The sequence below is a fragment of the Arthrobacter sp. KBS0702 genome (assembly GCF_005937985.2).
GTDB lineage: Bacteria > Actinomycetota > Actinomycetes > Actinomycetales > Micrococcaceae > Arthrobacter.
The window spans coordinates 1,979,131-2,004,014 of record NZ_CP042172.1 but is presented as its reverse complement, the minus strand read 5'-3'; the positions used below and the strand labels follow the sequence as shown (position 1 = coordinate 2,004,014).

General features: G+C 68.0%; 24 protein-coding genes. 12 read left to right on the top strand and 12 right to left on the bottom strand.

Going from position 1 to position 24,884, the window contains the following annotated elements; all coding sequences use genetic code 11:
* Positions 1 to 30: 30 nt before the first annotated feature.
* Positions 31 to 1,335 carry an esterase family protein gene (locus FFF93_RS09185; RefSeq protein ID WP_138769182.1) on the bottom strand — a complete coding sequence of 435 codons (1,305 nt, stop codon included), beginning with the start codon at positions 1,333 to 1,335 and terminating at the stop codon, positions 31 to 33.
* A gap of 223 nt (positions 1,336 to 1,558) precedes the next feature.
* On the opposite strand from FFF93_RS09185, the gene FFF93_RS09180 reads away from it, so the two are divergent.
* Complete coding sequence (locus FFF93_RS09180) at positions 1,559 to 4,174, top strand: bifunctional lysylphosphatidylglycerol flippase/synthetase MprF (protein WP_261375039.1); 2,616 nt, start codon at positions 1,559 to 1,561, stop codon at positions 4,172 to 4,174.
* Between the two features lie 81 nt (positions 4,175 to 4,255).
* Positions 4,256 to 4,930 carry a DUF1345 domain-containing protein gene (locus tag FFF93_RS09175; RefSeq protein ID WP_138769183.1) on the top strand — a complete coding sequence of 225 codons (675 nt, stop codon included), beginning with the start codon at positions 4,256 to 4,258 and terminating at the stop codon, positions 4,928 to 4,930.
* Between the two features lie 90 nt (positions 4,931 to 5,020).
* Here the strand turns inward: FFF93_RS09175 and FFF93_RS09170 are convergent, their stop codons facing one another.
* From FFF93_RS09170 to FFF93_RS09155, 4 genes are all read right to left on the bottom strand, one after another.
* Positions 5,021 to 6,208 carry an alkaline phosphatase family protein gene (locus FFF93_RS09170; protein WP_261375038.1) on the bottom strand — a complete coding sequence of 396 codons (1,188 nt, stop codon included), beginning with the start codon at positions 6,206 to 6,208 and terminating at the stop codon, positions 5,021 to 5,023.
* Positions 6,205 to 7,473, bottom strand: a complete 1,269-nt coding sequence (locus FFF93_RS09165) for an alkaline phosphatase family protein (protein WP_138769184.1) — start codon at positions 7,471 to 7,473, stop codon at positions 6,205 to 6,207. The genes FFF93_RS09170 and FFF93_RS09165 overlap by 4 nt, the downstream gene beginning before the upstream one ends.
* A 283-nt stretch (positions 7,474 to 7,756) precedes the next feature.
* Positions 7,757 to 8,632: a polysaccharide deacetylase family protein gene (locus FFF93_RS09160; protein WP_138769185.1), complete on the bottom strand. Its 876-nt coding sequence runs from the start codon at positions 8,630 to 8,632 to the stop codon at positions 7,757 to 7,759.
* A gap of 43 nt (positions 8,633 to 8,675) precedes the next feature.
* A complete protein-coding gene (locus FFF93_RS09155) occupies positions 8,676 to 9,371 on the bottom strand; it encodes an endonuclease/exonuclease/phosphatase family protein (RefSeq protein ID WP_138770454.1) in 696 nt (231 codons plus the stop codon).
* A 158-nt stretch (positions 9,372 to 9,529) separates the two neighbouring features.
* On the opposite strand from FFF93_RS09155, the gene FFF93_RS09150 reads away from it, so the two are divergent.
* A complete protein-coding gene (locus FFF93_RS09150) occupies positions 9,530 to 10,333 on the top strand; it encodes a thioesterase family protein (RefSeq protein WP_138769186.1) in 804 nt (267 codons plus the stop codon).
* 29 nt (positions 10,334 to 10,362) lie between these two features.
* Here the strand turns inward: FFF93_RS09150 and FFF93_RS09145 are convergent, their stop codons facing one another.
* Positions 10,363 to 10,746: a DUF2177 family protein gene (locus FFF93_RS09145; protein WP_138769187.1), complete on the bottom strand. Its 384-nt coding sequence runs from the start codon at positions 10,744 to 10,746 to the stop codon at positions 10,363 to 10,365.
* 16 nt (positions 10,747 to 10,762) lie between these two features.
* On the opposite strand from FFF93_RS09145, the gene FFF93_RS09140 reads away from it, so the two are divergent.
* Positions 10,763 to 11,512: a lipoyl protein ligase domain-containing protein gene (locus FFF93_RS09140; RefSeq protein ID WP_138770455.1), complete on the top strand. Its 750-nt coding sequence runs from the start codon at positions 10,763 to 10,765 to the stop codon at positions 11,510 to 11,512.
* 16 nt (positions 11,513 to 11,528) lie between these two features.
* On the opposite strand, the gene FFF93_RS09135 is transcribed toward FFF93_RS09140, so the two are convergent.
* From FFF93_RS09135 to FFF93_RS09120, 4 genes are all read right to left on the bottom strand, one after another.
* Entirely contained in the window at positions 11,529 to 12,035 is a 507-nt protein-coding gene (locus tag FFF93_RS09135) for a DinB family protein (RefSeq protein ID WP_138769188.1), read from the bottom strand.
* A 35-nt stretch (positions 12,036 to 12,070) separates the two neighbouring features.
* Positions 12,071 to 12,718 (bottom strand): MBL fold metallo-hydrolase, encoded by a 648-nt coding sequence (locus FFF93_RS09130; RefSeq protein WP_138769189.1) that lies wholly within the window; start codon positions 12,716 to 12,718, stop codon positions 12,071 to 12,073.
* A complete protein-coding gene (locus tag FFF93_RS09125; protein WP_138769190.1) occupies positions 12,715 to 13,800 on the bottom strand; it encodes an S-(hydroxymethyl)mycothiol dehydrogenase in 1,086 nt (361 codons plus the stop codon). The genes FFF93_RS09130 and FFF93_RS09125 overlap by 4 nt, the downstream gene beginning before the upstream one ends.
* A 111-nt stretch (positions 13,801 to 13,911) precedes the next feature.
* Positions 13,912 to 14,169 (bottom strand): mycoredoxin, encoded by a 258-nt coding sequence (locus tag FFF93_RS09120; protein WP_138769191.1) that lies wholly within the window; start codon positions 14,167 to 14,169, stop codon positions 13,912 to 13,914.
* Between the two features lie 196 nt (positions 14,170 to 14,365).
* Between FFF93_RS09120 and FFF93_RS09115 the strand changes: the two genes are divergently transcribed.
* A complete protein-coding gene (locus FFF93_RS09115) occupies positions 14,366 to 15,106 on the top strand; it encodes an SOS response-associated peptidase (RefSeq protein WP_261375420.1) in 741 nt (246 codons plus the stop codon).
* 8 nt (positions 15,107 to 15,114) lie between these two features.
* On the opposite strand, the gene FFF93_RS09110 is transcribed toward FFF93_RS09115, so the two are convergent.
* Entirely contained in the window at positions 15,115 to 15,537 is a 423-nt protein-coding gene (locus tag FFF93_RS09110; RefSeq protein WP_138769193.1) for a VOC family protein, read from the bottom strand.
* A 14-nt stretch (positions 15,538 to 15,551) separates the two neighbouring features.
* Between FFF93_RS09110 and FFF93_RS09105 the strand changes: the two genes are divergently transcribed.
* Positions 15,552 to 15,878: a chorismate mutase gene (locus tag FFF93_RS09105; RefSeq protein WP_138770456.1), complete on the top strand. Its 327-nt coding sequence runs from the start codon at positions 15,552 to 15,554 to the stop codon at positions 15,876 to 15,878.
* Between the two features lie 15 nt (positions 15,879 to 15,893).
* Here FFF93_RS09105 and FFF93_RS09100 read toward each other — a convergent pair whose 3' ends face one another.
* Entirely contained in the window at positions 15,894 to 16,280 is a 387-nt protein-coding gene (locus FFF93_RS09100; protein WP_138769194.1) for a hypothetical protein, read from the bottom strand.
* Positions 16,281 to 16,451: 171 nt separating this feature from the next.
* Here FFF93_RS09100 and FFF93_RS09095 point away from each other — a divergent pair, with 171 nt between their 5' ends.
* The 6 genes from FFF93_RS09095 (at position 16,452) to pdxS (ending at position 24,760) form a co-directional block, all read left to right on the top strand.
* Positions 16,452 to 16,781: a DUF6504 family protein gene (locus FFF93_RS09095; RefSeq protein WP_138769195.1), complete on the top strand. Its 330-nt coding sequence runs from the start codon at positions 16,452 to 16,454 to the stop codon at positions 16,779 to 16,781.
* Positions 16,778 to 20,287, top strand: coding sequence for a DNA polymerase III subunit alpha (locus FFF93_RS09090; protein ID WP_138769196.1), 3,510 nt, complete (start codon positions 16,778 to 16,780; stop codon positions 20,285 to 20,287). The genes FFF93_RS09095 and FFF93_RS09090 overlap by 4 nt, the downstream gene beginning before the upstream one ends.
* A 125-nt stretch (positions 20,288 to 20,412) precedes the next feature.
* On the top strand, positions 20,413 to 22,419 hold the full coding sequence (thrS, locus tag FFF93_RS09085; protein ID WP_138769197.1) for a threonine--tRNA ligase: 2,007 nt from the start codon (positions 20,413 to 20,415) through the stop codon (positions 22,417 to 22,419).
* A 13-nt stretch (positions 22,420 to 22,432) separates the two neighbouring features.
* Complete coding sequence (locus FFF93_RS09080) at positions 22,433 to 23,047, top strand: HIT domain-containing protein (protein ID WP_138769198.1); 615 nt, start codon at positions 22,433 to 22,435, stop codon at positions 23,045 to 23,047.
* Positions 23,037 to 23,675: a phosphatidylinositol phosphate synthase gene (pgsA, locus tag FFF93_RS09075; RefSeq protein ID WP_138769199.1), complete on the top strand. Its 639-nt coding sequence runs from the start codon at positions 23,037 to 23,039 to the stop codon at positions 23,673 to 23,675. The genes FFF93_RS09080 and pgsA overlap by 11 nt, the downstream gene beginning before the upstream one ends.
* Positions 23,676 to 23,833: 158 nt before the next feature.
* Positions 23,834 to 24,760 carry a pyridoxal 5'-phosphate synthase lyase subunit PdxS gene (gene pdxS, locus FFF93_RS09070; protein ID WP_138769200.1) on the top strand — a complete coding sequence of 309 codons (927 nt, stop codon included), beginning with the start codon at positions 23,834 to 23,836 and terminating at the stop codon, positions 24,758 to 24,760.
* The last annotated feature ends 124 nt before the right edge of the window (positions 24,761 to 24,884 follow it).

Here is a 24,884-nt window from a genome sequence, read left to right as displayed (position 1 = left end):
CAAGTCTTCGCCCCCCGGCTTAAGAAACGCTTAAGAACTTCCCGGCGGCATCAGTCCGAACCTCTCGAAAAGCAACGGCAGCCCGGTCTTGAGCCCGTAATCCACCGAGTCGCCCCGGTGGCCGATGCCTTCGCCGACGAACCGGCGGGTTGTCATGCCGGCGGCCTTGGCCAACGCCTCGGCGGCGGCGGCCTGCGGCCCGTACACCGGATCCAGGGCGCCGCTGGTGAAGATGGCGAGCGAGTCGCTGTACTGGTGCGCCTTGAGGATGGTGGCTGGCTTTTCCGCGGTGAACGCCGCCTGGCTGCCCCCGAAAATAGTCTTCACGGTGTTGTCGGGAGAGCCGTCAATCGGCTCAAGCTCGCCCGAGATGTCCAGCAGGGACCCGAAGAGCTCCGGCCTCTTGGCCCCGAAGGAGAGGGCGCACTCGCCGCCGTTGGAGTAGCCCGCGACCGCCCACTGGACGCGGGCGGTCGCCACATTGAGCTTGGTGCGGATGAAATTGACGACGTCGGTGGTGACGTAGGTGTAGACCTTGCCCTTGTCGGAGTCCACGCAGACGGGATTCTGGTAGGGATTGCCCAGTTGGTCGATGGTGAGGAAGAGCGGGGCCAGCCCGTGGTTGCGTTGGGCGAGGGCGTTGAGTTCCTGGACGGCGGATTTGTTCTGCTCAGGTCCTCCCGGCTGGCCCATCATCATGATGACGATCGGCAGGGGCGGCGGGTCGGCGACCAGGGCCGCGGGCGGCAGGTACAGATACGCGTCCCGGGCGCGGAAACCCGAGGCCGTTGCCGGGATCGATACGGCCCCGCTTCGCCCCGTGGCCGGCATCCCGGCCGGGGGCGTCCAGCTCTGCCACAGCGGAACACCGCTGTCCTGCCGGGCCTTCGGGTTGAGCGCAGGCAGGGCCAGGTGCTGGGCCTGGTTCAGCCCGAGCATGGCACCCAGGGTGGGGTTCAGCCCGTAGCCGGCGTTGATGCCCAGGGCCGCCGTCGAGACGAAGACCAGCACGGCGATCACGGCGGCCGCCTTCCGCCACCAGCGGGAACGCCACAGGTTGACCACGGCGAGGCCGACGCCGGCGAAGGCAGAGATGACCCAGGCGCGGGTATCGGGCTCCAGCGGCAGTCCGAACACATTGATCACGACTTCGCAGACAAAGAGCGTGATGGCCCCGGCGAGGGCGCCGCCGGCCAGCCCCGCAAACGCCACCAGCAACCAGCGCGGCGGAAGCGGTCTCCGGACCGCGAGGTAGAGGCAGGCGAGTATCGACAGGCCGTAGAAGGCGTAGAGCAGCGCTTTATCGACGACGTTCAGGCCGAGCAGCTGCTGCATGAGGTCCCCTCCATCAAGCGCGTCCGTCTCAGGCAGTTATAACACCCCAGACCCCGGGAAACGCTGGGAGTTGGATGGATGCCGGGCCGCCTTTGGGCCTTCCGGTGGCGCCGAGGGCCGCCCGTAGGGGGTCGCCCTGTTGCCCTGCTGGCCGGAGTGGTCAAATGGTACCTACAGGACGGGGCAGCAGCTTGGAGCTGCGATGCCCTGAAAGGAGTGCCCTTTGTCAGCGCCAGTGTCGACGCCCGTCCACGGGGCCAAGCGGACGCGTCGCCGCGGGTGGCCGCGGTCGGTTTTCTCGTCACTGCGGAGCGCGCCGGTCACCCTGGGGTACGTCGCTGTCTTCTGGATCGCCGGCGTCGCGTCGTCGAGCCTCTTCGAGGGCCCGGCACCGGGGTGGAAGGCAGAGGTGGCCGCGACGGCGCATTTCTGGCCCGATCACTGGCCGGCCGTGCTGGCTTCCGCCCTTTGGGCCCGGAACCTGCCAGGCTACATTCTGGGAACGGCGCTCGTGCTGCTTGTCGGGGTACCGGTGGAACGCCAGATTGGAAGCCTGAAGCTGGCGATCGCCGCCAGTGCGGCCCAGGTTGCGGGTGTCCTGGCCGCCACCGGCATCTGGGAGGCAACAAGGCTCCTGATGGGGAGCTGGGCCCGGGGCCTGGACGCAACCTACTTCCTGGGTCCGAGCGCCATGGTCTACGGCGCCCTCCTCGCTGCTACGGCGTCCATGGGGCCGCTGTGGAGGCGCCGGATCCGGCTGGCACTGTTCGGCCTGCTGATCCTGCTGGCGCTTTACAGCGGCGGGTTCACGGATCTGGTCCGTCTTGGGGCCGGCTCTGCCGGCGCGTTGCTCGGCCCCGTGCTCCTGGGCCGCAGACCCCGGCTCCGGCGGCCGGTCAGCTCCCGGCACGAAGGGCGGGTGCTGATAGCGCTGATGGTCGCGGTGTCGGCGGTGGGACCGGTGGTTGCCGGCCTGACCCCGCACGCGGCGGGTCCCCTCGCGGTGCTGCGATTGATTTTTACCGATATCCAGCCTGTGGATCCCCAGACGCTGCAGAGCGTGTGTGCAATCCCCGCGCAGCACCGGGAGTGCGAGGCCATGCTCCTGCAGCTGAGGGCCGGGGGCGGGGCCATCTTCATGGCGATTGTGCCGTCGTTCCTGTTGCTGCTGCTGGCTGAAGGACTGCGCCGGGGGCGGCGTGCCGCCTGGCTTGGTGCCGTGGTGGTCCAGGCCGCGTTGTCGGTCTTGGCGCTCATTACGATGGTCGGGGTCCTGCAGGCGGCGGGCCCCAACACGGTCGCCGGGGAGCTGGTCGACGCCAGCCGGGTGGGCGGCCGGTCCCATCCGCTGACCTTGGTGCTCCCGCTGCTCCTGCCGGTCATTCTTTTTGCGGTGCTGCTGGCGTGCCAGCCGATGTTTCCGGTTGCTGCGCCCCGCGGGACGTACCGGCGGCTGGCACTGCGCATCCTGGGCCTGGCGGGAGTACTCGGTGTTGCCTACGTCCTGCTCGGCGTGGCGCTGGCTCCGGGATTCAACCCAGCCCCGACGCTCGCGGACCTGGTGGCGGACGTCCCGGACAGATTCCTTCCGCTGGGTTTTACCGTGGACTTGCCGCCCGCGTTCTTCCCCGAGAGCACCCCGGCCGTGTTGCTTTATGAGGGGGTCGGGATCGTTTTCTGGGTCATCAGCGGGGGGTGGGTCCTGACGTCGTTCCTGCGTCCGGCGCACGCCCGCAACGGTGCCGATATTGACCGGGCCCGGGCGATCCTCCGGGCCGGCCAGGGAAGCTCCATCTCGTGGATGACGACCTGGCCGGGCAACGTTTACTGGTTTTCGGGCAGCGGCGAGAGCTTCGTCGCCTACCGCGTCATCGCCGGCATCGCGCTCACCCTTGGCGGCCCGGTCGGCCCGGCGTCCGGGACCAGCGATGCGGTGGAGGAATTCGCCGCGTACTGCAGGTCCAACGGATGGAGTCCGTGCTTCTACTCCGTGCACGCCGAGGTCCGGGACGCCGCGTCCGCGCTTGGCTGGGATTCGGTGCAGGTCGCCCAGGAGACCATTCTTCCCCTGGCCGGCCTGTCCTTCCGCGGCAAGCAGTTCCAGGACATCCGGACGGCCATGAACAACGCCGCCAAGGCAGGCATCAGCGCCGAGTGGGTGCGCTATCCCGCCGCGCCGCTGGCAATCCAGGCGCAGATCCAGGCCATCTCCGAGGAATGGGTGGCCGACCGGAAGATGCCCGAGATGGGCTTCACCCTTGGGGGCGTCGAAGAGCTCAACGACCCCGAAGTCCGCTGCCTTCTCGCCGTCGACGTCCGGCGCCACGTCCACACCGTGACGTCATGGCTGCCGGTCTACCGGGACGGACGCGTTGCGGGATGGACGCTGGACTTCATGCGGGGTCGAAGCTCAGGATTCCGGCCGGGGATCGAGTTCCTCATCGCCTCCGCTGCGCTGAGCTTCCGGGACGAGGGTTTCGACTTCGTCAGCCTCTCCGGGGCGCCCCTGGCCCATGCCCCCGGGGAGGGCCAAATCCGGCTCCACGATGCCGGACCGGACGAGACCGGACGCCTGGAGCGCCTGCTCGACCGGCTGGGGTCGGCGCTGGAGCCCGTCTACGGCTTCCGTTCACTCCTGGCTTTCAAGGGGAAGTTCCGTCCGCTCTATGCCCCGCTGTACATGGTCTATCCGGACTCTGCGGCGCTGCCCGGCATCGCCAACGCGCTCACCCGTGCCTACCTGCCCGACCTTTCCGTCCGGGAGCGCTTCCGGCTGGCCCGCAGCGTCCTCCGCCGCGGCGCCAAAGCCGGGTCCCGGTCCGGTGCCGCGAAGGGCTGAGCCTGCCCAAGACACCCTGTTCCGGACCAACACGCCCGCTGTTAGGCGGCGTGTGGCGGGGCAAAATGGAATGATCGCAGCATGAGTGCAGACAGATTGTCGGGGAGCCGCGGCGGAAGCTTCAATAGCCGGGCCCATCATTCGCGGCTCCGGGTGCTGGTCATGGCCGTCGTGGGCCTGGGGACGGGGCTGGCGGTCGGGGCATTGAAGTCCTGGGCCTATGCGCCCGCGATGGGGTGGGCGGCGGCGTCCTTGACCTACCTGATCTGGGTTTGGGCGGTCATCGCAGGGCTGCAGGCCGAGGCAACGGCGGCGCACGCCCGGCGCGAGGATCCCAGCCGGGGAGTGTCCGATGTTCTTGTCCTGACGGCGACGGTGGCCAGCTTCGGCGGGGTCGCCTTGATCCTGCTGGACGCATCCAATGCCGAGGGCGGGACGAAGGCAGCCATTGTCGGGATGGCTCTGGGCAGTGTGGCCCTGTCCTGGCTGCTCGTGCATACGCTGTACACGCTGCGCTACGCGTCCATCTACTACCGGGACAAGACCGGCGTCGACTTCAATGAGGACAAGCTCCCGCGTTACCTCGATTTCGCCTATTTGGCTTTCACCGTCGGAATGACGTTCCAGGTTTCGGATACCGATCTCAAGACGGACGCCATCCGCACGACGGTGCTGCGCCAGGCGCTGCTCTCGTATCTGCTCGGCGCCATTGTGCTGGCAACCACCATCAACCTCGTGGCCGGCTTGATCCACTGACCCGGCGGGTGAACGACCTCCGTTGGAACACAAACGCCCGGCCGGTGCAGGAGCACCGGCCGGGCGTTTGCCGTTTTTGCGGGATCTGGCTTAGACCCCGGCGTTGTAGACGTCGAGCCCGAAGCGGTTCAGCCCCGGCGTCCCGGCGTACCCGAGGTAGGGCAGGCCGAAAGTGTCCTCGATGCTGGCGAGCAGGCTGTAGTGGTTGTAGGGGGTGGTGGACCAGGTGCCGCCCTTGGTGAAGGGAGAGAGGACCAGCGCACCGACGCGGCCTCCGCCCGGGCCGGTGATGCCCGGCTGCGGCGAATTCGGTCCGGGTCCCTCGCCGCAGCACGCACTGGCGTCGCTCTGCGGCCCGTCGGACTCGTCGAAGGTGATGACGAGGACCCCGTCCTGCTTGAAGGCGGGGGAGGAGGTGATGGCCGGAACCCATTCTTTGAGCCACGCATCGGCGCTGGCCAGGCCGCCGGGCTGCCCGTCGACACACGGGGAGTCGTGTCCGTCATGGCAGAGATTCGGTGTGATCATCGACAGGTTTGGCGTCGTGGCGGTTGAGGCGAGATCCGTCTTTAGGGCGGACAGGTCGACGTCGTTGTTGGCGCAATCCGGGGATCCGGTGATGCCGGCGAAGTACACAAACGGGTTGTGCCGCGCCGCGTACTGGTCGCCGACCTTGGCCTTCTGGGTGTCGTCAACGGCGCCCAGCGCGGGGTGCCGGCAAGGGGTTCCCATGTCCTCCATGTAGCCTTTCCAGGTCTTCCCGGCGTCCTTGAGCTGCCCCGCGACGGTGGGGACGCTGGCCGGGAAGACGCAGCCGTCCCCGACTGCCTGGCCTGGGCTGGCGGTGCCGCTGCCGACGAACGGTGAGTAGCTTTGGCAGTCTGCCTGCATCTGGGGGTTCGGACCCTGGCCGGAAATCTGCGCCACGTAGTTGGGCTGGGAGTTATGCGCCGTGCCGAAGTACTGGTTCAGCAGCACACCCTGGCTGCGCAGCGTCTGCGAGAGATACGGCGCGGCTGATGCCGGACCCCAGGTCTCGTCGTAACCCTTGTTCTCAAGGTTGATCACAAAGACGTGCTTGGCCCTTGGCAGGTAGCCGCCACCGGCGGTGGTGGCGGCCGGGGCGGCGGTGGCCGGCGTTCCAGCCGTGGCAGCCTGCGGGCCATAGCTAAGCGAGGCGGCGGCGAGCACCACCAGGGCGGCAGCGGCGAGCCGCCGCAGCGTGCGGCGGCCGCGGCGTTCGTGCGCGGGCGGTGCTGTTGGGGTAGTGGGGTTCACGGGAGCTTCCATCCGTCGGCGAGTGCTTTCTCTTTCAGTCCGGACCATTCCTCGGCCGGCGGCGGTCCCACAGGGGTGCAGGCCGGGCCGGCCACAAAAGGCGGGACCAGGTACTTGGGGGCGGCAAGGTTTGCCGGTGCGCCGAAGTCGAGAACCTCGGCAATATTGCGCGCGGCCTTGTCCCGCGGGGTGAGCGGCGGCAGGTTCCAGCGCCACTCGATGGCTTTGAGGACCGAGGTGTGGTCGTAGACGTCGTGCGCGACATAGCGGCGCCGGGCGCGGGGCGAGACCACCAGGGAAGGAACCCGGAAGCCGCGCAGTGCGGTCTCCTGGCTGGTGTCCGGAGCCGTCGTCGGCGCGACGTGGTCGTAGAAGCCGCCCCACTCGTCGTAGTTGACCACCAGCATGGTGTTGGCCCAGCCCGGACCGGAGGTGACCGCGTTGTAGACCTCGGCCAGAAACGTCTCGCCGGAGCGGATGTCGGCGTGCGGGTGGTCGTCGCCGGAGGTTCCGGAACCCTCATCGGTGAAGCGCGGGTCCACGAAGGACACCGCAGGCAGGGTCCCTGCACTCGCGTCGGAAAGGAACTCGGAGTAGTGGTGCGAAATCCCCAGGTACTTGGTGCCCCACAGCGCGGTGAACGGGATGTCGCCGTAGTAGTACTTGCCGGAGACGCCAGCGGCGGCCAAGCGGTCCCAGATCGTGGTTAGCGAGCTGGTGGCTGAGGAGTTGTGGATCCGGTCGGTGGCGGCGGCGTGCTGGTAGAACCGGTTGGGGTAGGTTTCGGCCATGGTCGCCGCGAAGTACTGGTCGCAGACCGTCCAGTCAGGGCCGGCCTGGCGCCAGAAGTCGAGGTCGGCGGCGTCGTAGTACCCGACGGCGAACTCGTCGTTCTCGCCGGCCCGGAGCCAGCCGTTGTTCTTGCCGTTGTTGTACTGGATCCGGCCGCCTTCGTAGGAGTGGTCCGGGTCCGGGTGGCCGCAGCCCTGGAAGTCCGTCAGGTGGTGGGTTGAGTGCGGAATGCCGTAGCGGTCGATGTAGCTCAGCCCGGACTGTTTCCCGTCGGCCCCCGGCATCCAGCCGAGGAAGTGGTCGAAGGAGCGGTTCTCCATCATCACCACGATGATGTGGTCGATGCCGGAGGCCGCGGGCGCCGGCAGCGCGGGCGTCGCGGCTGTTGCGGCCCGGAGCGTGGCGCCGGTGGCCAGGGCCGTGGCGGCTGCGGTCCCTGCCGCGCCCAAAAAGTTGCGTCTTGAAAAATTCACGTCGGATTCCTTGATCGTCTCAGGGCTGACTTCCCGCGTCACCGGAAGAGGCTCGGTCGGGCGGCCACATGGGTAATCGTTGGCGGGGCCCGGCAAGTTACTCGCGGGTACATTTCACGTCGAAAAGTAGATCACGAAACGGTTACGTCCCGAGTCGATATCGGGGCCAGTTCACGGGGAATTCACCGCACGTTCGCGCTCAGGCCGGCCGGGTTCACCCGACGGCAACCGCGAGCAGCCGCCTCAGGGGCGGACGACGCGAAGTGCCGGGGAGGTCAGAAAGTCAGCTCCGGGGGAGCGGGAGGAAGGTTTCGCCGCGGTCCTTCATGGACGCCAGGGCACGGGCAAGTCCGGCGGCGGTGCCGCCGGCGGGGTGGTTGCCGTGAATGATGACAATGTCGCCGGCGTGGGCGCGGGAGACCTCGTGGGTGACCGTCGCGGCGGGGAAGGTGGCGCCGCCGTCGCCGTTGACGCTGAATCCGACCGGGATGACGCCCAAGGCGCGGACAATTTCTGCGGCGACTTCGTCCAGGTGAGCGGTGCCGGGCCTGAAGTAGCGGGGCCGCTGTCCGGTGAGTTCGGTGAGGCGGACGTCGTTGGCCATGACCTCGTCGTAGACCTCGCCGGCATTTGCGGTGCCGGTGATCCCGTAGGCGCTTTTGCCCGCAACGGACAGGGGCCGGTGGGTGGTGCCGTGGTTGGCGAGCTCGAAGAGCGGGTCGGCGGCCAGGTCCTTGGCGAGGGCAAGGTTGGCGGCGATCCATCGCGAGTTCAAGAACAAGGTGGCGGGGACGTGCTGCTGCCGCAGCAGGGCCAGGAGAGCCAGATCGGCCCCATTGCCGTCGGGCCCGCCGCAAAAATCAGCGGTCAGCGCCACCCCGCCCGCAGCGGAGGGCAGCCGGGTAAGTACACCGGGTGCTTCCAGTCCCCAGTACTTCGCGGTGCGCCCGGTGAACGCCTTCGTCACGTCAGCACGGCTCAGCGCCGTCACCGACGGCGCCGGGCGGCCGGCCGGCGGTTCCGGCAGGACCGGAGTGGGCAGTGCCTGTTCTGCGGTTCCGGCGGCCCTGGTTTGCAGGTGCTCGGGGCCGGAGCCGGGCAGGACGAGGGCGGCTGCCGCGGTCAGCAGGAATGACCGCCGGTTTGGGTGCCAAGCCACTGGAAGTTGTCCGTTCTCTGGGGCGGCGAAGGGGCGTGGGCCCTCAGCCTGCGGAAGACCCTGGGGCGTCCTGGCCGTACTCCGCCGTGATGAGGATCGGCAGGTGGTCGGACGCTCCGCGCGGGAGTGTTTCCACGTTTTCTATCATGAGGCCCTGCGAGGTGGCGAAGTCGAAGTGGCCCTTGAATACCTTGTAGCGCGTGTAGGTGCGGCGGTCGCTGAGCGAGAGCTCGTAGCCGGCATCCTTCATCTGTTCCGTGAGGTACTTGGTGAAGAACGGGTAGTTGAAGTCGCCCACCATCAGCGTCATCAGCCCTCCGCCCATGCTCAGCAGTTCTGCGTGGGCGGCATGGATCTGGTTCCGGCGCAGTGAGTTCGAGGCCGTCAGCGGCGCGGCGTGGAAGGACGCGATAACGAGGTCGTGGTCCGTCTCGTTATCGACCACGCGGGTGCCGATGAGCCGCTCGTGGGCCGGCGCGAGCACCCGGTCGTGCAGCGATTTCTTCAGCGCAAAGGTCTTGGTGTCGTAGGCCGTGAACCGGTCCTTGCGATAGTAGATCGCCAGGCCCAGCCGGTTGCCCTTCGTAGCATCGGCGAGGTGAAGGTCGCCAATGCTCTCGGGCAGGTCCTCGGTGTCGCATTCCTGGAGGCAAAGCGCGTCAATATCGAAACTGCTGGCCAAAGCCTTCAGTTCGCCGCTGGCCTTGTGTTTGCGGAGGTTGTAGCTGATAACTCGGATCAGGGGGAGCACCTCTTCGCACGATAGTCGGGGTAAGCCTGCTCCCGAGTCTACCCAGTCCGGTGGATCGAGGGAGACCAAGGACGCGGAGAATACGTGGCCGACCGAGACGATAGGGTGGATTGGATTCTCTGATGGATGCTGCGAAAGGGTCGACGTTGACTGCTGAACTACCGGTGCTGGCCGAGGGCAATTTCTACTATGAGGTGCTGGGGGACGGGCGTTTCCGCTCCACAATCCACGCCCAGGGCGCCTGGAACGCGCACGAGCAGCATATGGCGCCTGCGTCCGGCATCCTGGCCGACTGCCTGGCCCGGCACGAGCCGCGGGACGACATGCGGATGGCCCGGATCAGCTACGAGATCCTCGGCCTCATCCCGGGCGGCGAATTTGAGGTCACCACCACCACGCTGCGCCCCGGGCGGACCATCGAGCTGCTGCAGGCCGAACTGGTTGCCGGCGGCCGCGTGGCGATCCGGGCGACGGCTTGGCGGATGATCACCTCCGACACCTCCGCCGTCGCGGCGGTCGAGGACCCCCGGATCCCTGCGCCGGAAGACTGTGAGCCCTACGACGCCGCAACGGTCTGGCCCGGCGGGTACATTGCCTCGTTGAAGATGCGCATTGCCGAGGGCCACCGGGCCGGCTCCGGCACCGTCTGGCTGCACACCGACCACCCGCTCACCGACCGGGCTGACAGCAGCGACCTGGCCCGGCTGGTCGGCCTGGTGGATACCGCCAACGGGATCGCCGCGCGGGTTCCGCCGGGCAAGGGCAGCTACGCCTTCCCCAACCTGGACCTGCAGATCCACATGTACCGCCGCCCCGAGGGCGAGTGGTTAGGCCTGGACAACGAGGTGTCCTTCGGCACCGACGGCATCGGCCTTACCTCCACGGTGCTGCATGACCTGCAGGGCCCCTTTGGGCGCGCCGAACAGATCCTGACGCTGCGGAAAAGCTGACCGGGGGGCCGGCCGCCCCGCTGATCCGGCTAGTGGAAGACGAGCCAGCCGACGACGGTGGCCAGGCCGGTCAGGAAAGCGCCCCACAGGATGTCCGCGACCACGATCGCCAGCGGCCAGCGCTTGAGAGTCGCGGCGTTGGTGAGGTCGTAGGTGGCGTAGGCGAACCCGCCCAGCGCTGCGCCGTAGCCCAGGGCGGTCAGCCAGCTGCCGCCGTCGAGCGCCGGACGCAGGGCGAAGAAGACAATTCCGGCGATGTACAGCACGTAGAACACGACGGCGTACCCTAGATGGGGCTTGTCAGCCATCAGGTGTCCCAGGTGCCGGCGGTAGAACTTGTTCATCGACTTGAGCCAGACGGCGTCAATGACGGCGAATGCGGCGGCTACCACCAGGAATTGCAGAATGACCATAAGGGAGCATAACAACATGCAGCAGGCGGCGGCCGGACCCCGGACCCTGACGGTGTTCCGGCAGGAGCACTCACTCGGCGCCGCGGAAGACCTGGACTTCGCCCTGGAGTTGCTGCAGCGGGTGAAGACGGGCGCGCTGGGGCCCATGCTGCGCCTTTACCGGCCCGCGCCGACCGTGGCTTTCGGACAGCGGGACACGCACCTGCCGGGCTACGACGCCGCGGCGCAGGCCTGCCGCGAGCTCGGGTTCGAGCCGCTGGTCCGGAAGGCCGGCGGGCGGGCCGCCGCCTACCACGAGGGCACCCTGGTGATCGACCACCTGGAGCCGGACGCCGATGCGATCGCCGGGGCCAAGGGGCGGTTCTCCTTTTTCGGCGAGCTGCTGGCGCAGGCATTGCGCGACGCCGGGGTCCAGGCGGGCGTCGGGGAGATCCCCGGCGAGTACTGCCCGGGGGAGTTCAGCGTCCACGGCACCGACGCCGCCGACGCGTCGCACCAGCTCAAGCTCATCGGCACCGCCCAGCGCGTGGTCGCCGGCGGCTGGCTGTTCAGTTCGGTGATCATCGTGGAGAATTCCGCGCCGATCCGGGCAGTGCTCGAGGCCAGCTACGCGGCCCTTGGGCTGGAGTGGGATCCCGCGACAGCGGGTGCGGTCAACGATCTGGTCCCGCACCTGGACGTGGACGCCATCGAGACGGCCGTGCTGGGCGCCTACGGCCGCTATGCCTCTCTCAACGACGGCGACTTCGGCAGCCTCCGGGCCTAGCGCCTGGCCGGCGGGCTCAGCGGGTGGTGCGTGCCGCGAGGAGTTGCTCGCGCAGAATGTCGGCGTGCCCGCAGTGCTGGGCGAGTTCGCGCAGCATGTGCAGGTAGACCCAGCGCAACGGCAGCGGTCCGCGGCGGTTCCCGGTGACAAGATCGTCCAGCCCGAGGTGTTCGGTCCGGCTGCGGGACTCCGCGCACGCCCGCCGGTAGGCGGCCTGGACGCCGGCGATGGTGTCGCCGTCGGCCAGGATGAAGGATTCGTCCGGCGTCGTCGGAATGCCGATCTCCTGTCGGCTCCGGCGGGTGAGGGCTTCGTCGAACCAGACCTTCTCCACGAACGTAGCGTGCTTGACCAGGCCCAGCAGCGTCGTTCGGGAGGGGACCAGGGAAGCCCGCGCCTCCGGCTCGCTTAGCCCGTCAAGGCAGTCGTGCAGGGCGGCCCGGTGCTCGTCGAGGAAGGCGTCGAACTGCGCCTTCGGGTCCGCCGTGAAGATGCCTGGGTCCATGCTGGGAGACGTGCTCATGGGCCGACAGCCTAGTACGCGGGAGCGGGACGGCGTCAGTGGCCGCGCGCGATCCAGTCCGCAAGCTGGGGGGCCTCGGCGCCGATCGTCGTGGTGTCCCCGTGCCCGGTGCGCACCACCGTGTCCGCGGGCAGTGTGAGCAGCCGGGCCTTGATCGACTCGATGATGGTGGGGAAGTCGCTGAAGGAACGTCCGGTGGCGCCGGGGCCGCCCTGGAACAGCGTGTCGCCGGTGAAGACCGTGCCTTCGCTTTCCAGCTGGAAGCTGACCGAGCCGGGGGAATGCCCCGGCGTGTGCAGCGCCACCAGGCGGGCGCCGGCGACGTCGAACGTGTCGCCGTCTTCGATCGCGCGGTCCGGCTCGGTCCCGGGGAAGACCCGGTCCCAGAGCATCCAGTCGTCCCGGTGCAGGTAGACCGGAGCGTTGACCAGGCCGCGGAATGCGCCCACCGCGGCGATATGGTCGTCGTGGCCGTGGGTGAGCAGGATGGCCTTGACGGTCCGGCCGGAGACGGCGGCCGCGATGGCACCGGCGTCGTGGGCCGGGTCGATCACGACGCATTCCTGATCGTTGCCGACGATCCAGACGTTGTTGTCGACGTCCCAGGTGCCGCCGTCGAGCGAGAACGTCCCTGAGGTGACCAGTTGCTCGATCCGGAGCCCGTCCACCGAGGTGCCGCTCACAGCTCAACCACCGAGCGCAGCACCGAGCCGGAGTGCATTTTCTCGAAGGCTTCCTCGATCTGGTCGATCGTGATGCGCTCGGTGACGAACGCGTCCAGATCCAGCCGGCCCTGCCGGTAGAGGTCGATCAGCATGGGGAAGTCGCGGGACGGAAGGCAGTCGCCGTACCAGGAGGACTTCAGTGAGCCGCCGCGGCCGAACACGTCCAGCAGCGGCAGTTCCAGGGTCATCTCCGGGCTGGGGACGCCCACCAGCACGACCGTGCCGGCGAGGTCGCGGGCGTAGAAGGCCTGCTTGTACGTCTCGGGCCGTCCCACGGCGTCGATCACGACGTCGGCGCCGAAGCCGCCGGTCAGTTCGCGGATCGCCTCGACCGGGTCGACGGCGGAGGAGTCCACCGTGTGGGTGGCGCCGAGTTCCTTGGCGCGTTCGAGCTTCTTGGCGTCGATGTCCACCGCGATCACGGTGGTGGCGCCGGCGAGCGCGGCACCGGCGACGGCCGCCACGCCCACCCCGCCGCAACCGATCACGGCGACGGAATCGCCGCGCTGGACGTTGCCGGTGTTGATGGCGGCGCCGAGGCCGGCCATCACGCCGCAGCCGAGCAGGCCGATGGCGGCGGGGTCGGCGGCGGGGTCCACCTTGGTGCACTGCCCGGCGGCGACGAGGGTCTTCTCGGCGAAGGCGCCGATGCCGAGGGCGGCGGTGAGTTCGGTGCCGTCCTCAAGGGTCATCTTCTGCGCGGCGTTGTGCGTGTTGAAGCAGTACTGCGGTTCGCCGCGGCGGCAGGCGCGGCACTCGCCGCAGACGGCGCGCCAGTTCAGCACCACCCGGTCACCGGGGGCCACCTCGGTGACGCCGGGGCCGACGGCGCTGACCACACCGGTGGCCTCATGGCCGAGCAGGAACGGGAAGTCGTCGTTGATGGCTCCCTGCTTGTAGTGCAGGTCGGTGTGGCAGACGCCGCAGGTGAGGATGTCCACCAGCGCCTCTCCGGGTCCGGGATCCGGGACCAGGATGGTCTCGAGGGTGACGGGGGCGTTCTTGGAACGGACGACGGCGCCCTTGACTTTGTGGACCATGGGGTGGCTCCTTTCATCACCGCTTCCGTCGGGGGAAACGGCGCAGCGCGGGCTCCTGGGGTTAGCCGGGAGTCCGCGCCGCACGTGGTGTGGTGGTGTGTCCTGAGAAGCTTAGGCCGCGAGGCGGGTCTTGACCTCGGCCGCGGAGGGGTTGGTGGCCGCGGTGCCGTCCGGGAAGAGCACCGTGGGCACGGTGCGGTTGCCGCCGTTGAGCTTCTCCACGAGTTCGGCGGTGCCTTCGACTTCCTCGATGTTGATCTCGGTGTACCCGATGCCCTGGGCATCAAGCTGCTTCTTCAACCGGTTGCAGTAGCCGCACCAGGTGGTCGAAAACATGGTGATGGTGCCGGAATCGGGGGTGAAGTCCACGAAATTCTCCTCAAAGCTGGTTGACGGCGCTGGCTGACGGTGATGAGTGACAGCGCCCGTTGCCGACAAAAGTCGTACGTCATCTGCCATAACCGTAACCCGGGAGCCGCTATTCCCGCAGGGCGCGACCCGGCGACGGGCGGATGACAAGGAATTGGGCCGGTGGCATGCTGGTGCCATGTGTGGACGCTACGTGATGGCCCGGGCCGTCGGGGACCTGCTGGCCGAATTCGACGCCGAACTCGAGGAGGAGGTGGTCATCCCCCCGTCGTGGAACGTCGCCCCTACCGCGGACGTACCGATCCTCCTCGAGCGGCTGGTGGACGGCGAGTCGTCCGCCCGGCGGGTGCGGCAGCTGCACCTTGCGCGCTGGGGACTGGTGCCGTCCTGGGCCAAGGACCCCGGCATCGGCTCGAAGATGATCAACGCGCGCAGTGAGAGCGTGCTGGAGAAACCCGCGTTCCGCAAGGCCACCCGCACCCGGCGCTGCGCCGTACCGGCGGACGGCTACTACGAGTGGAAGGGCGAAGGCCGCGGCAAGCAGCCGTACTACGTGCACCCGAAGGACGGCAGCCCGGTGGTCTTTGCGGGCCTTTATGAATGGTGGAAGGACCCGTCCAAAGCCGAGGGGGATCCGGAGCGCTGGTTGCTCTCGACGTCGATCCTGACCACCGACTCCCCGCCGGAGGGCTACGCCGGCGGCATGCTCGCCGAGCTGACGGCCCTGCATGACCGGGTTCCGCTGCCCATGGACCGGGAGACGATGGCGATGTGGCTGGATCCGCGGGCCGATGACGCCGCCGGCCTCGTGGGGCTGGTGCGGGCCGGCGCGCACGATGTCGCGGAGGGCTGGACGATCGACGCCGTCGGTACCGCCGTCGGAAACGTGAAGAAAGATTCCCCGGAACTGATCCAGCCCGTGGGGAGCCTGTTCTAGGGGATGCCCTAGACCGTGACCCTGCCGGCGGCGTCGACGGTCCAGGTGGGGTTGAAAGCGACCTCCCAGCGGAAACCGTCCGGGTCGGCGAAGTAGCCGGTGTAGCCGCCCCATGGCTGGGTCTTGGGCGCCGCAACAATGACGGCGCCCGCGGCCTCCGCCTGGCGCATCGCCTGGTCCACCTCCTCGGCGCTGCCCACGTTGTGGCTCAGGGTGATGCAGGGGACACCGGCCGGGGCGTCGGTCCCCGCCTCGGCCTGCATCTGTCCGGCGTCCCAGAGTGAAAGGATGAGCCCGTGGTTGGCCTGCAGGAAGACCACCTCGCCCGGCACCTCTCGGTGCACCGGCCAGCCGAGGCCCTCGGCATAGAAACGGCGTGAGGCGTCAACACTGCGGACGCCCAATGAGATGAAGTCGACTCGTGGTTGCATCGTTCGATACTGTCATGCACATGTCCACAAATCACGGAGACGACAAAGACGCCCAGGCCGACAAGGAACAGCTCGCCGCCGTGCGGGTGGCTGTCGACGAAGTGGACGAGCAGATCGTCGCACTGATCGGCCGGCGCGAACGGCTGATCCGGATTGCCGGGACGCTCAAGGCAGACAGCGCCGAAGTCCGCGCCCCGGGCCGCGTGGAGCGGGTCCTCGAACACGTCAAGGCCACGGCGGAGCAGAAAGACATTGACCCGGAGATCGTCGAACAGACCTACCGGGCGATGATCGACGCCTTCATCCGGCTGGAACTGGACGTCTACAAAGCCTCCAGCTAGGGCTGGCCGACCCGGCTAGAGCGACTCCTCGACGGGCACATTGGCCTGGTACTCCCTGCCCTCGCAATCGCTGTACGCCGTCATCAGGTGGCCCTTGGTCAGCCCCATCACCGTGCTGATGGGGAAGTTCCCGGTGATGGTATTGCCGGAGTGCTCCACGCCCTTGAGGTCAAAGTTCTCCTCCGTGCCGTCATGGCTGAAGCAGAAAAAGGACACGGCCTCGCCGTTCATGAACTCGATTTCCATCCGGCGCTGGTGCGAATGGTCAGGAGTGGCGGCCACGAGCCCGACCACGTAGGCACCGGAACTAGGAATGTTCCCGTCTATATCGAACTTCGCCACCAAGGTTGAATCCTTGGCGGCGATGCTTACGTGCTTCAGGAGTGCGCTGTGGGAGCTCATGGCTCAATCCTGCTACCTGCGCCTGCGTCCGTCCACCCCCGATCTATGTTTTGTCCCCGGCCCGGCGTAGACTGGAAGTGTTCGAAGATATATTCGAATAAAGGCTTGTTTACCTACGCTTGTTTACCTACGTGGGTTCTCGCCTGGGGTCAGCACTTTCCGGGAGGCGTTATGGGGATGTTCAGCGAGTCCGTGGACGTCGCCTGCACCCCGGAGGGCCAGCCAGAGTCCCTTGTCTGGGCAGGGCAACACTTCGAGGTCTGCGCCGAACCGGTCCGCTGGTTCGAGCGGCGCCAGTGGTGGGCAGAGGAACAGCGGGCGCCGCTGGGAGGCGGACCGGGGCTGGTTGACCACGAAATCTGGCGCGTCCAAGTCCGGGACGCAGAAAGTCCGGCGCGGACCCTCACCCTTGACCTGAGCCGGCACGTAGGCAGCGGGCGCTGGCGGCTGCTGCGGATCCACGATGCCCTGCCCCATCTCCGGAAACCCGAATCGGCATGAGCTTCACCCATCTACACGTCTCCACCGCATTCAGCGCCCACTACGGGGTGTCCTGGCCGGAAGAACTGGCCGCTGCCGCTGCCGCGGACGGTGCCACGGCGCTCGCCTGCACGGACCGCGACGGGCTCTACGGCACGGTCAAGCACCTGAAAGCCTGCATGGCGGCGGGCCTGGACCCGGTGGTCGGGGTGGACCTTGCGGTCTACGACGACGACGGCGACCTCCGCACCCAGGTCGGGGGACGCGTCGTCGTGCTGGCGCACGGGCAGAACAACGGCGCAGGGTACCGGGCGCTGTGCCGGCTGGTCTCCGACGCCCACGCACGCACCACCGGCAAGGCCGGGGGAGCGGTGCCCGTGGCCGTGACCCGGGCGGAGCTGGCCTCGCGCACCATGGATCCGCAGACCCTCAAGCCGGTCCTGACTGTCCTGCTCGGCCCGGACTCCGACGTCGGGCGTTCCATGGGCGGGCGGCGCTACCTTCGCCCCCGCACCCTGTTCAAACGCTGGCTGGAGGCCATGCCGGCCGGAACCCTCGCCGCCGAGGTCGTCTCGCAGCTCAGCCCGCCCGGCGAACCGCTGAGCACGGCCCACGCCGTGCGGATGCTCAAACTCGCAGCGGAACACGCTGTTCCCGCGGTGCTGACCAACGCCGTACGGTACTGTGCCGAGGACGGCGCCGCGACGGCGGACGTGCTGGACTCCGCCCGGGCGCTGAAGTCCCTGCCGGAGCTCTCCGCCGCACCGCAGCTGCAACCCAACGGACAGGGCTGGCTGAAATCCTCCGCCCAGATGCTGCAGCTGGGCAAGGAAATCATGCACACCGCCGGGTACGGCGCCGCGGACCTGAAAAGCCTGTTGGCGCACACCGAGGCGCTCGCGGACCGGTGCCGGATGGATCCGGTCACCGACATGGGCTGGAAGCAGCCCGTGGTTCCGGAAGCCTCAGTGATCGGGATTGCGGGGGACCCGCTCGTGGAGCTCACGCAGCGCTGCGAGGCGGGGATCAGCCGTCGCTTCCCCGGAATCACCGGGAAACCGGCGGAAGAGATGCGCGCCCGGCTGGAGCATGAGCTGCGGATCATCGACAGCCTGGGCTTCGCCTCCTATTTCCTCACCGTCGCCGAGGTCTCCCGGATGATCCTTGAGATGGGGGTCCGGGCGGCAGCCCGCGGCTCCGGCGCGTCCAGCCTGGTCAACTACCTGATCGACGTCAGCCAGGTGAACCCGCTGCAGCACGACCTGATCTTCGAACGCTTCCTGTCCCGGGACCGCGCCACCCTGCCGGATATCGACATCGACGTCGAAAGCGCCGAACGGCACAACGTCTACCGCAAGATCTTCGAGCGCTTCGGCTCCGAACGCGTCACGCTGATGAGCATGCAGAACGGCTACCGCGCCCGCGGGGCCGTCCGCGACGCCGGCCTGGCCCTGGGCATGGACGGCGGCGACATCGACGAGATCGCCAAGCAGCTGTGGCGGTTTTCGGCCCGGAACTTCCGCGAGGCCCTCGTGGAGAAACCGGAGCTGAAGGAATTCGCCGGCCGGGTGGAGCAGCGGGACTTCACCGAAAACCAGCAGCTGGACCTCCTGGTGGACCTCACGGAGCGGCTGGACCGGCTGCCGCGCCACATTTCGATGCACCCGTGCGGGGTGATCCTGGGCGATGCCACCCTGCTGGACCGCACCCCCGTGCAGCCCAGCGGCCTGGGACTCCCGATGAGCCAGTTCGACAAGCACGACATGGACCCGATGGGCATGCTCAAACTCGACGTCCTGGGTGTCCGCATGCAGAGCGCCATGGCCTTCGCGGTCCGTGAGGTGATCCGGCTGCACCCCTCCAAGGCCGAGGTGGTGGCTGCCGGCCGCCACCAAACCGGGCCGGGCGGCACCGGCCCGGATTACATCGCCGCGGACGGGACGATCGACCTCAACGCCGTCCCGCTCGACGACGAACCCACTTATGAGCTGATCCGCAGCACCCACACCCTGGGCTGTTTCCAGATCGAATCCCCGGGCCAGCGGGAACTGATCGGAAAGCTGGCGCCCCGGGAATTCAACGACCTCATCATCGACATCTCCCTGTTCCGGCCCGGTCCGATGAAGTCGGACATGGTCCGGCCCTTCCTGGAGCACCGGCACGGCTTCGCGCCTGAGGTCTACCCGCACCCGGACCTCAAACCGGTGCTCAAGGAGACCCACGGCGTGACCGTCTTCCACGAGCAGATCCTCAAGACCTTCGACGTCATGACCGGCTGCGGGCTGGCCCGGGCCGACGAATTCCGGCGTGCGCTCGGCAACGAGGTGCTCGAAGCGAAGGTGGAGGAATTCTTCCGCCGCGAAGCCCGGACCCGGAACTACACGCCCGAGGTGGTGGACAAGGTCTGGGGGACCCTGAAGGCTTTCGGCAGCTTCGGTTTCTGCAAGGCCCACGGCGCCGCCTTCGCCGTGCCCACCTACCAGTCTGCCTGGCTCAAGACCCACCACCCCGAGGCCTTCCTGGCCGGGCTCTGGGAACATGACCCCGGCATGTACCCCAAACGCCTGCTGGTGGCAGAGGCCCGACGGCTGGGAATTCCCATCCTGCCGCTGGACATCAACCGCAGCCAGGCCGAATACCGGGTGGAGCGGGTGGAAACCGGACCGGACCGGGGCAAGCTCGGCATCCGGCTGAGCATCAACGGCATCTTCGGGCTCTCCGGCGCCGAGCTGAAGCGGATCGTGGCCGGCCAGCCCTACGACTCCCTCGCGGACCTGCGCGCCCGCTCCCGGATCAGCAAACCGAGCATCCAGCGCCTGGCCCAGCTGGGGGCCTTCGACTCGCTGCACCGTTCGTCCGGCGGAACGGCCAACCGGGCAGACCTGGTCCAGCACCTGCAGCAGCTGCAGGGCAGGCCGCAGCGCAAGGGCGCCGAGGTCATCGAGGGGCAGCTGGCCTTGCCGCTGGGCGACGTCGAGCTCAGGAACCTCAAGGGCGGCCTGCCGGCCCCCACGCTGGTGGAGACCGTCCGGGCGGAACTGGACCTGATGGCCCTGGATGTCAGCGGACACCTAATGGCCAGCCACCGGCCGCTGCTGGACCGGCTGGGCGTCACGACGGCGGATAAGCTACTGGGTCTGCGCAACGGCACGGAAGTGCTGGTGGCCGGGGTGCGGGTGGCCACCCAGACCCCGCCGATGCGTGGCGGCCGCCGCGTGGTGTTCATCAGCATCGACGACGGCACCGGGTGCGTGGATTCGGTCTTCTTCCACGAGGCGCAGGAGCAGTCCGGTCCGCTGCTCTTCGGTACCCGGCTGCTGCTGATCCGCGGAACCACCCGCCGGACCGGGCCGCGCGGGATCAGCATCAGTGCCTCGATGGCCTGGGATCTCAGCCGCCCCGAGACGCTGCCGTTCCCTGCCCCGGCGGCGGGGGCAACCGGCGCCGCCGAGCCCTCGGAGACCCCGGCGCCAGGCCCGCTGGACGGGATCGGCCGGAACCTGGCCATCACCGGGATGGGCGGCTGACCGGGGGCCGACCGCCCGCGGGCCGCGTTGGTTGGCCCATCCGGAACCCGATAGCATGGACGAGGCTGGCTGTGGTCCCCGTACGCCACAAGCTACGAAGCCTTAACTTTGAATAGGAGACACCCGTGTCAGATGCCCAGCAGATCACCCTCATCGTCGACGGCGAAGAGACCAAGGTGACTACCGGGACCACCGGCGCGGAACTCTTTTTTGAGCGCCGCGACGTCGTTGTGGCCCGCGTCAACGGCGAGCTCAAGGACCTGGACCAGCCGCTGCCCGAGGGCGCCACGATCGAGGGCGTCACCATCGAGTCGCCGGACGGCCTCAACGTGCTGCGCCACTCCACCGCCCACGTGATGGCCCAGGCCGTGCAGCAACTGCGCCCCGACGCGAAACTCGGCATCGGCCCGTACATCACCGACGGCTTCTACTTCGACTTCGACGTCGAGGAACCGTTTACCCCGGACGACCTGAAGACCCTGGAAAAGATGATGCAGAAGATCATCAACCAGAACCAGAAGTTCGTCCGCCGGGTCGTTTCCGAGGACGAGGCGCGCGAGGTGATGAAGGACGAGCCGTACAAGCTCGAACTGATCGGCCTCAAGGGTGCCGGCTCCGACGCGGACGGCTCCTCCGTGGAGGTCGGCGCCGGCGAACTGAGCATCTACGACAACGTGGAGCGCAAGGACGGCACCACTCTCTGGTGCGACCTGTGCCGCGGCCCGCACCTTCCCAACACCAAGCTGATCTCCAACGCCTTCGCCCTGACACGCTCCTCCGCGGCCTACTGGCGCGGCAGCGAGAAGAACAAGCAGCTGCAGCGCATCTACGGCACCGCGTGGCCCACCAAGGAGGCCCTGAAGGCGTACCAGGAGCGGATCGCCGAGGCCGAGCGCCGCGACCACCGCAAACTCGGCGCCGAGCTGGACCTGTTCTCCTTCCCGGACGAGCTGGGCTCCGGCCTGCCGGTGTTCCATCCCAAGGGCGGCATCATCCGCAAGGCCATGGAGGACTACTCCCGGCAGCGCCACGTCGACGCCGGCTACGAGTTCGTCTACACCCCGCACATCACCAAGGGCCACCTCTACGAAGTCTCCGGCCACCTGGACTGGTACCGCGAGGGCATGTTCCCCCCGATGCACATCGACGCGGAACTCAATGAGGACGGAACGGTCCGCAAGCCCGGCCAGGACTACTACCTGAAGCCGATGAACTGCCCCATGCACAACCTGATTTTCCGCTCCCGCGGCCGCTCCTACCGCGAACTGCCGCTCCGGCTCTTCGAATTCGGCTCGGTGTACCGCTACGAGAAGTCCGGCGTCGTGCACGGCCTCACCCGCGTCCGGGGCATGACCCAGGACGACGCCCACATCTACTGCACCCGTGAGCAGATGAAGGACGAGCTCACCAAGACGCTCAACTTCGTCCTCGGCCTGCTCAAGGACTACGGCCTGGAAGACTTCTACCTGGAACTCTCCACCAAGGACCCGGAGAAGTTCGTGGGCTCGGACGAGGCCTGGGAGGAGGCCACCCAGACCCTTGCGGAGGTCGCGCAGGAGTCCGGCCTGGAGCTCGTCCCGGATCCGGGCGGAGCCGCGTTCTACGGTCCCAAGATCTCGGTGCAGGCCCGTGACGCCATCGGCCGGACCTGGCAGATGTCCACCATCCAGCTCGACTTCAACCTGCCGGAGCGCTTCGAACTCGAGTTCCAGGCCGCCGACGGCACCCGCCAGCGCCCCGTCATGATCCACCGCGCCCTCTTCGGCTCGATCGAACGGTTTATGGGTGTCCTGACCGAACACTACGCGGGGGCGTTTCCGGCGTGGCTGGCCCCGGTCCAGGTGGTCGGCATCCCCGTGGCCGAGGCCTTCAACGACTACATGTTCGACGTCGTCGACCAGCTCAAGGCCGCCGGCATCCGTGCCGAGGTGGACATCTCCTCGGACCGTTTCCCGAAGAAGATCCGCACCGCCAGCAAGGACAAAATCCCGTTCGTGCTGATCGCCGGGGGAGACGACGCCGAGGCCGGTGCCGTGTCCTTCCGGTTCCGTGATGGCAGCCAAGACAACGGCGTGCCCGTGGCCGAGGCCGTCCGCCGGATCGTCGACGCCGTCCGCAACCGGACCAGCTAGCGGGGAGCGGCACGTGCAGGAGACCACAGGCGCTGTCCCGGGCTATCCGGGCGACGAAAGCATCACCGACGACTTTGACCTGGCCGGCGTGCCGGACGCGTTCCAGCGCCTGTGGACTCCGCACCGCATGGCGTACATCAAGGGCGGCCAGCACCAGTTCAAGAATCCGGACGACTGCCCCTTCTGCGTCGCGCCCGAGCGCGAGGACGATGATTCCCTGATCGTCTACCGCGGCCGGACCAGCTACGTCGTGCTCAACCTCTTCCCCTACAACCCCGGCCACCTGCTGGTCTGCCCCTACCGGCACATCCCCGACTACACGGACCTGACCGTGGAGGAAACCGCCGAATTCGCGGAGCTGACCCAGACGGCCATGCGCGTGCTGCGCAAGGTCGCCAACCCCACCGGCTTCAACCTCGGCATGAACCAGGGCGTGACGGGCGGCGCCGGCGTCGCAGGCCACCTGCACCAGCACGTGGTACCGCGCTGGGGCGGGGACGGCAACTTCTTCCCGATCATCGCGCAAACCAAGGCCATCACGCAGACGCTCGGCGAGGTCCGCCAGCAGGTCGCCGAGGCCTGGCCGGAGCCGAGCGGGACCGAGCCCGGGGCGACGGATGCTGAATAAGCACGCCCGCGGCTTCTTCACCGCGCTCTTCTCCCCGCTGGCCCGCTGGCTGCTGCGGATCGGGGTGTCCCCGGACGCCGTCACGATCGTGGGCACCGCCGGCGTCGTGGTCGGCGCCCTCGTGTTCTACCCGCTCGGCCAGCTCTGGTGGGGGACGCTGTTCATCACCGCGTTCATCTTTTCCGACGTCATCGACGGCATCATGGCCCGGATGCAGGAACGCGGCGGACGTTGGGGCAACTTCCTGGACTCCACCCTGGACCGCGTGGCCGACGGGGCGCTGTTCGCCGGCGTCGCCATCTGGTTCTTCACCGGCGGCGCCGACACCCCCATCGCGATCGCCGCCGTCGTCTGCCTCGTGCTGGGCATGGTGGTCTCCTACGCCCGGGCCAAGGCCGAGGCGCTCGGCTACCACGCGAACGTGGGCGTCGCGGAGCGCGCCGAACGGCTGGTGTCCGTGCTGGTCGTCACCGGCCTCACCGGCGTCGGGCTTCCCACCGTGGTCCTCTTCGCCACCCTCTGCCTGCTTGGCCTCGCCAGTTTCGTGACCGTGGTGCAGCGCATCGCCGCCGTGCACCGGCAGTCGCTGGAGGAGAACCAGGACACCGCCACCGAACAGGCCGCCTGAGCCTGTAACCGAAATTCAAGCGGACCGCGGCAGGGGACTAGTATTAGCCTTACCGGCCAATGGTTCCCGGTAATCCGGTGTGTGCGAGCCGTGCGAGATTGTCATCTGCGTGCCGTCCGCGCCCCGGTGAGGTCATCTATCTACCCATAGGGGTTTTTGTGTCTACACCTGATGTAAGCAGCGAAGCCGGCGCGTCCGCGAAGAACGTTACGGGCAGCAGCCGCGTCAAGCGCGGCATGGCGGAGATGCTCAAGGGCGGCGTCATCATGGACGTCGTCAACGTCGAGCAGGCCCGCATCGCCGAGGACGCCGGTGCCGTGGCCGTGATGGCGCTGGAACGCGTCCCCGCCGACATCCGCGCCCAGGGCGGCGTGTCCCGCATGAGCGACCCGGACATGATCGACAAGATCATCGACGCCGTCTCCGTGCCGGTCATGGCCAAGGCCCGCATCGGCCACTTCGTCGAAGCCCAGGTCCTGCAGTCCCTCGGCGTCGACTACATCGACGAGTCCGAGGTTCTCACCCCGGCCGACTACACCAACCACATCGACAAGTGGAAGTTCACCGTTCCCTTCGTCTGTGGCGCCACGAACCTCGGCGAAGCGCTCCGCCGCATCAACGAGGGCGCGGCCATGATCCGTTCCAAGGGTGAGGCCGGCACCGGGGATGTCTCCAACGCCACCACCCACATGCGCCAGATCCGCGCCGAAATCCTGAAGCTGGCAGCCCTGCCCGAGGACGAGCTCTACGTCGCCGCCAAGGAACTGCAGGCCCCGTACGAACTGGTCAAGGAAGTTGCCACCACCGGCAAGCTCCCCGTGGTGCTGTTCACCGCCGGCGGCATCGCCACCCCGGCCGACGCGGCCATGATGATGCAGCTCGGCGCCGACGGAGTCTTCGTCGGCTCCGGCATCTTCAAGTCCGGCAACCCGGCCCAGCGTGCCGCCGCCGTCGTGAAGGCCACCACCTTCTTCGACGACCCGGAAGAAATCGCCAAGGCCTCGCGCGGCCTGGGCGAGGCAATGGTTGGCATCAACGTCGACGAGATCCCGCAGCCGCACCGCCTCGCCGAGCGCGGCTGGTAATTCGCGTATTTGTGGGCGCGTGACGGCGCGATCCTCTGCCGTTCGACTGCTTCTCCACAGACTCGGCGCCAAGGCGCCTCGTCCATGGAGCCTCTGCAGTCTCTCTTATTAAGCCAAGAGAGTT

Coding starts and splice junctions, on each gene's coding strand:
- FFF93_RS09185 (WP_138769182.1), bottom strand. CDS start 1,335: ATGCAGCAGCTGCTCGGCCTGAACGTCGTCGATAAAGCGCTGCTCTAC.
- FFF93_RS09175 (WP_138769183.1), top strand. CDS start 4,256: ATGAGTGCAGACAGATTGTCGGGGAGCCGCGGCGGAAGCTTCAATAGC.
- FFF93_RS09145 (WP_138769187.1), bottom strand. CDS start 10,746: ATGGTCATTCTGCAATTCCTGGTGGTAGCCGCCGCATTCGCCGTCATT.
- FFF93_RS09140 (WP_138770455.1), top strand. CDS start 10,763: ATGCAGCAGGCGGCGGCCGGACCCCGGACCCTGACGGTGTTCCGGCAG.
- FFF93_RS09135 (WP_138769188.1), bottom strand. CDS start 12,035: ATGAGCACGTCTCCCAGCATGGACCCAGGCATCTTCACGGCGGACCCG.
- FFF93_RS09125 (WP_138769190.1), bottom strand. CDS start 13,800: ATGGTCCACAAAGTCAAGGGCGCCGTCGTCCGTTCCAAGAACGCCCCC.
- FFF93_RS09115 (WP_261375420.1), top strand. CDS start 14,366: ATGGCCCGGGCCGTCGGGGACCTGCTGGCCGAATTCGACGCCGAACTC.
- FFF93_RS09110 (WP_138769193.1), bottom strand. CDS start 15,537: ATGCAACCACGAGTCGACTTCATCTCATTGGGCGTCCGCAGTGTTGAC.
- FFF93_RS09105 (WP_138770456.1), top strand. CDS start 15,552: ATGCACATGTCCACAAATCACGGAGACGACAAAGACGCCCAGGCCGAC.
- FFF93_RS09100 (WP_138769194.1), bottom strand. CDS start 16,280: ATGAGCTCCCACAGCGCACTCCTGAAGCACGTAAGCATCGCCGCCAAG.
- FFF93_RS09095 (WP_138769195.1), top strand. CDS start 16,452: ATGGGGATGTTCAGCGAGTCCGTGGACGTCGCCTGCACCCCGGAGGGC.
- FFF93_RS09090 (WP_138769196.1), top strand. CDS start 16,778: ATGAGCTTCACCCATCTACACGTCTCCACCGCATTCAGCGCCCACTAC.
- pgsA (WP_138769199.1), top strand. CDS start 23,037: ATGCTGAATAAGCACGCCCGCGGCTTCTTCACCGCGCTCTTCTCCCCG.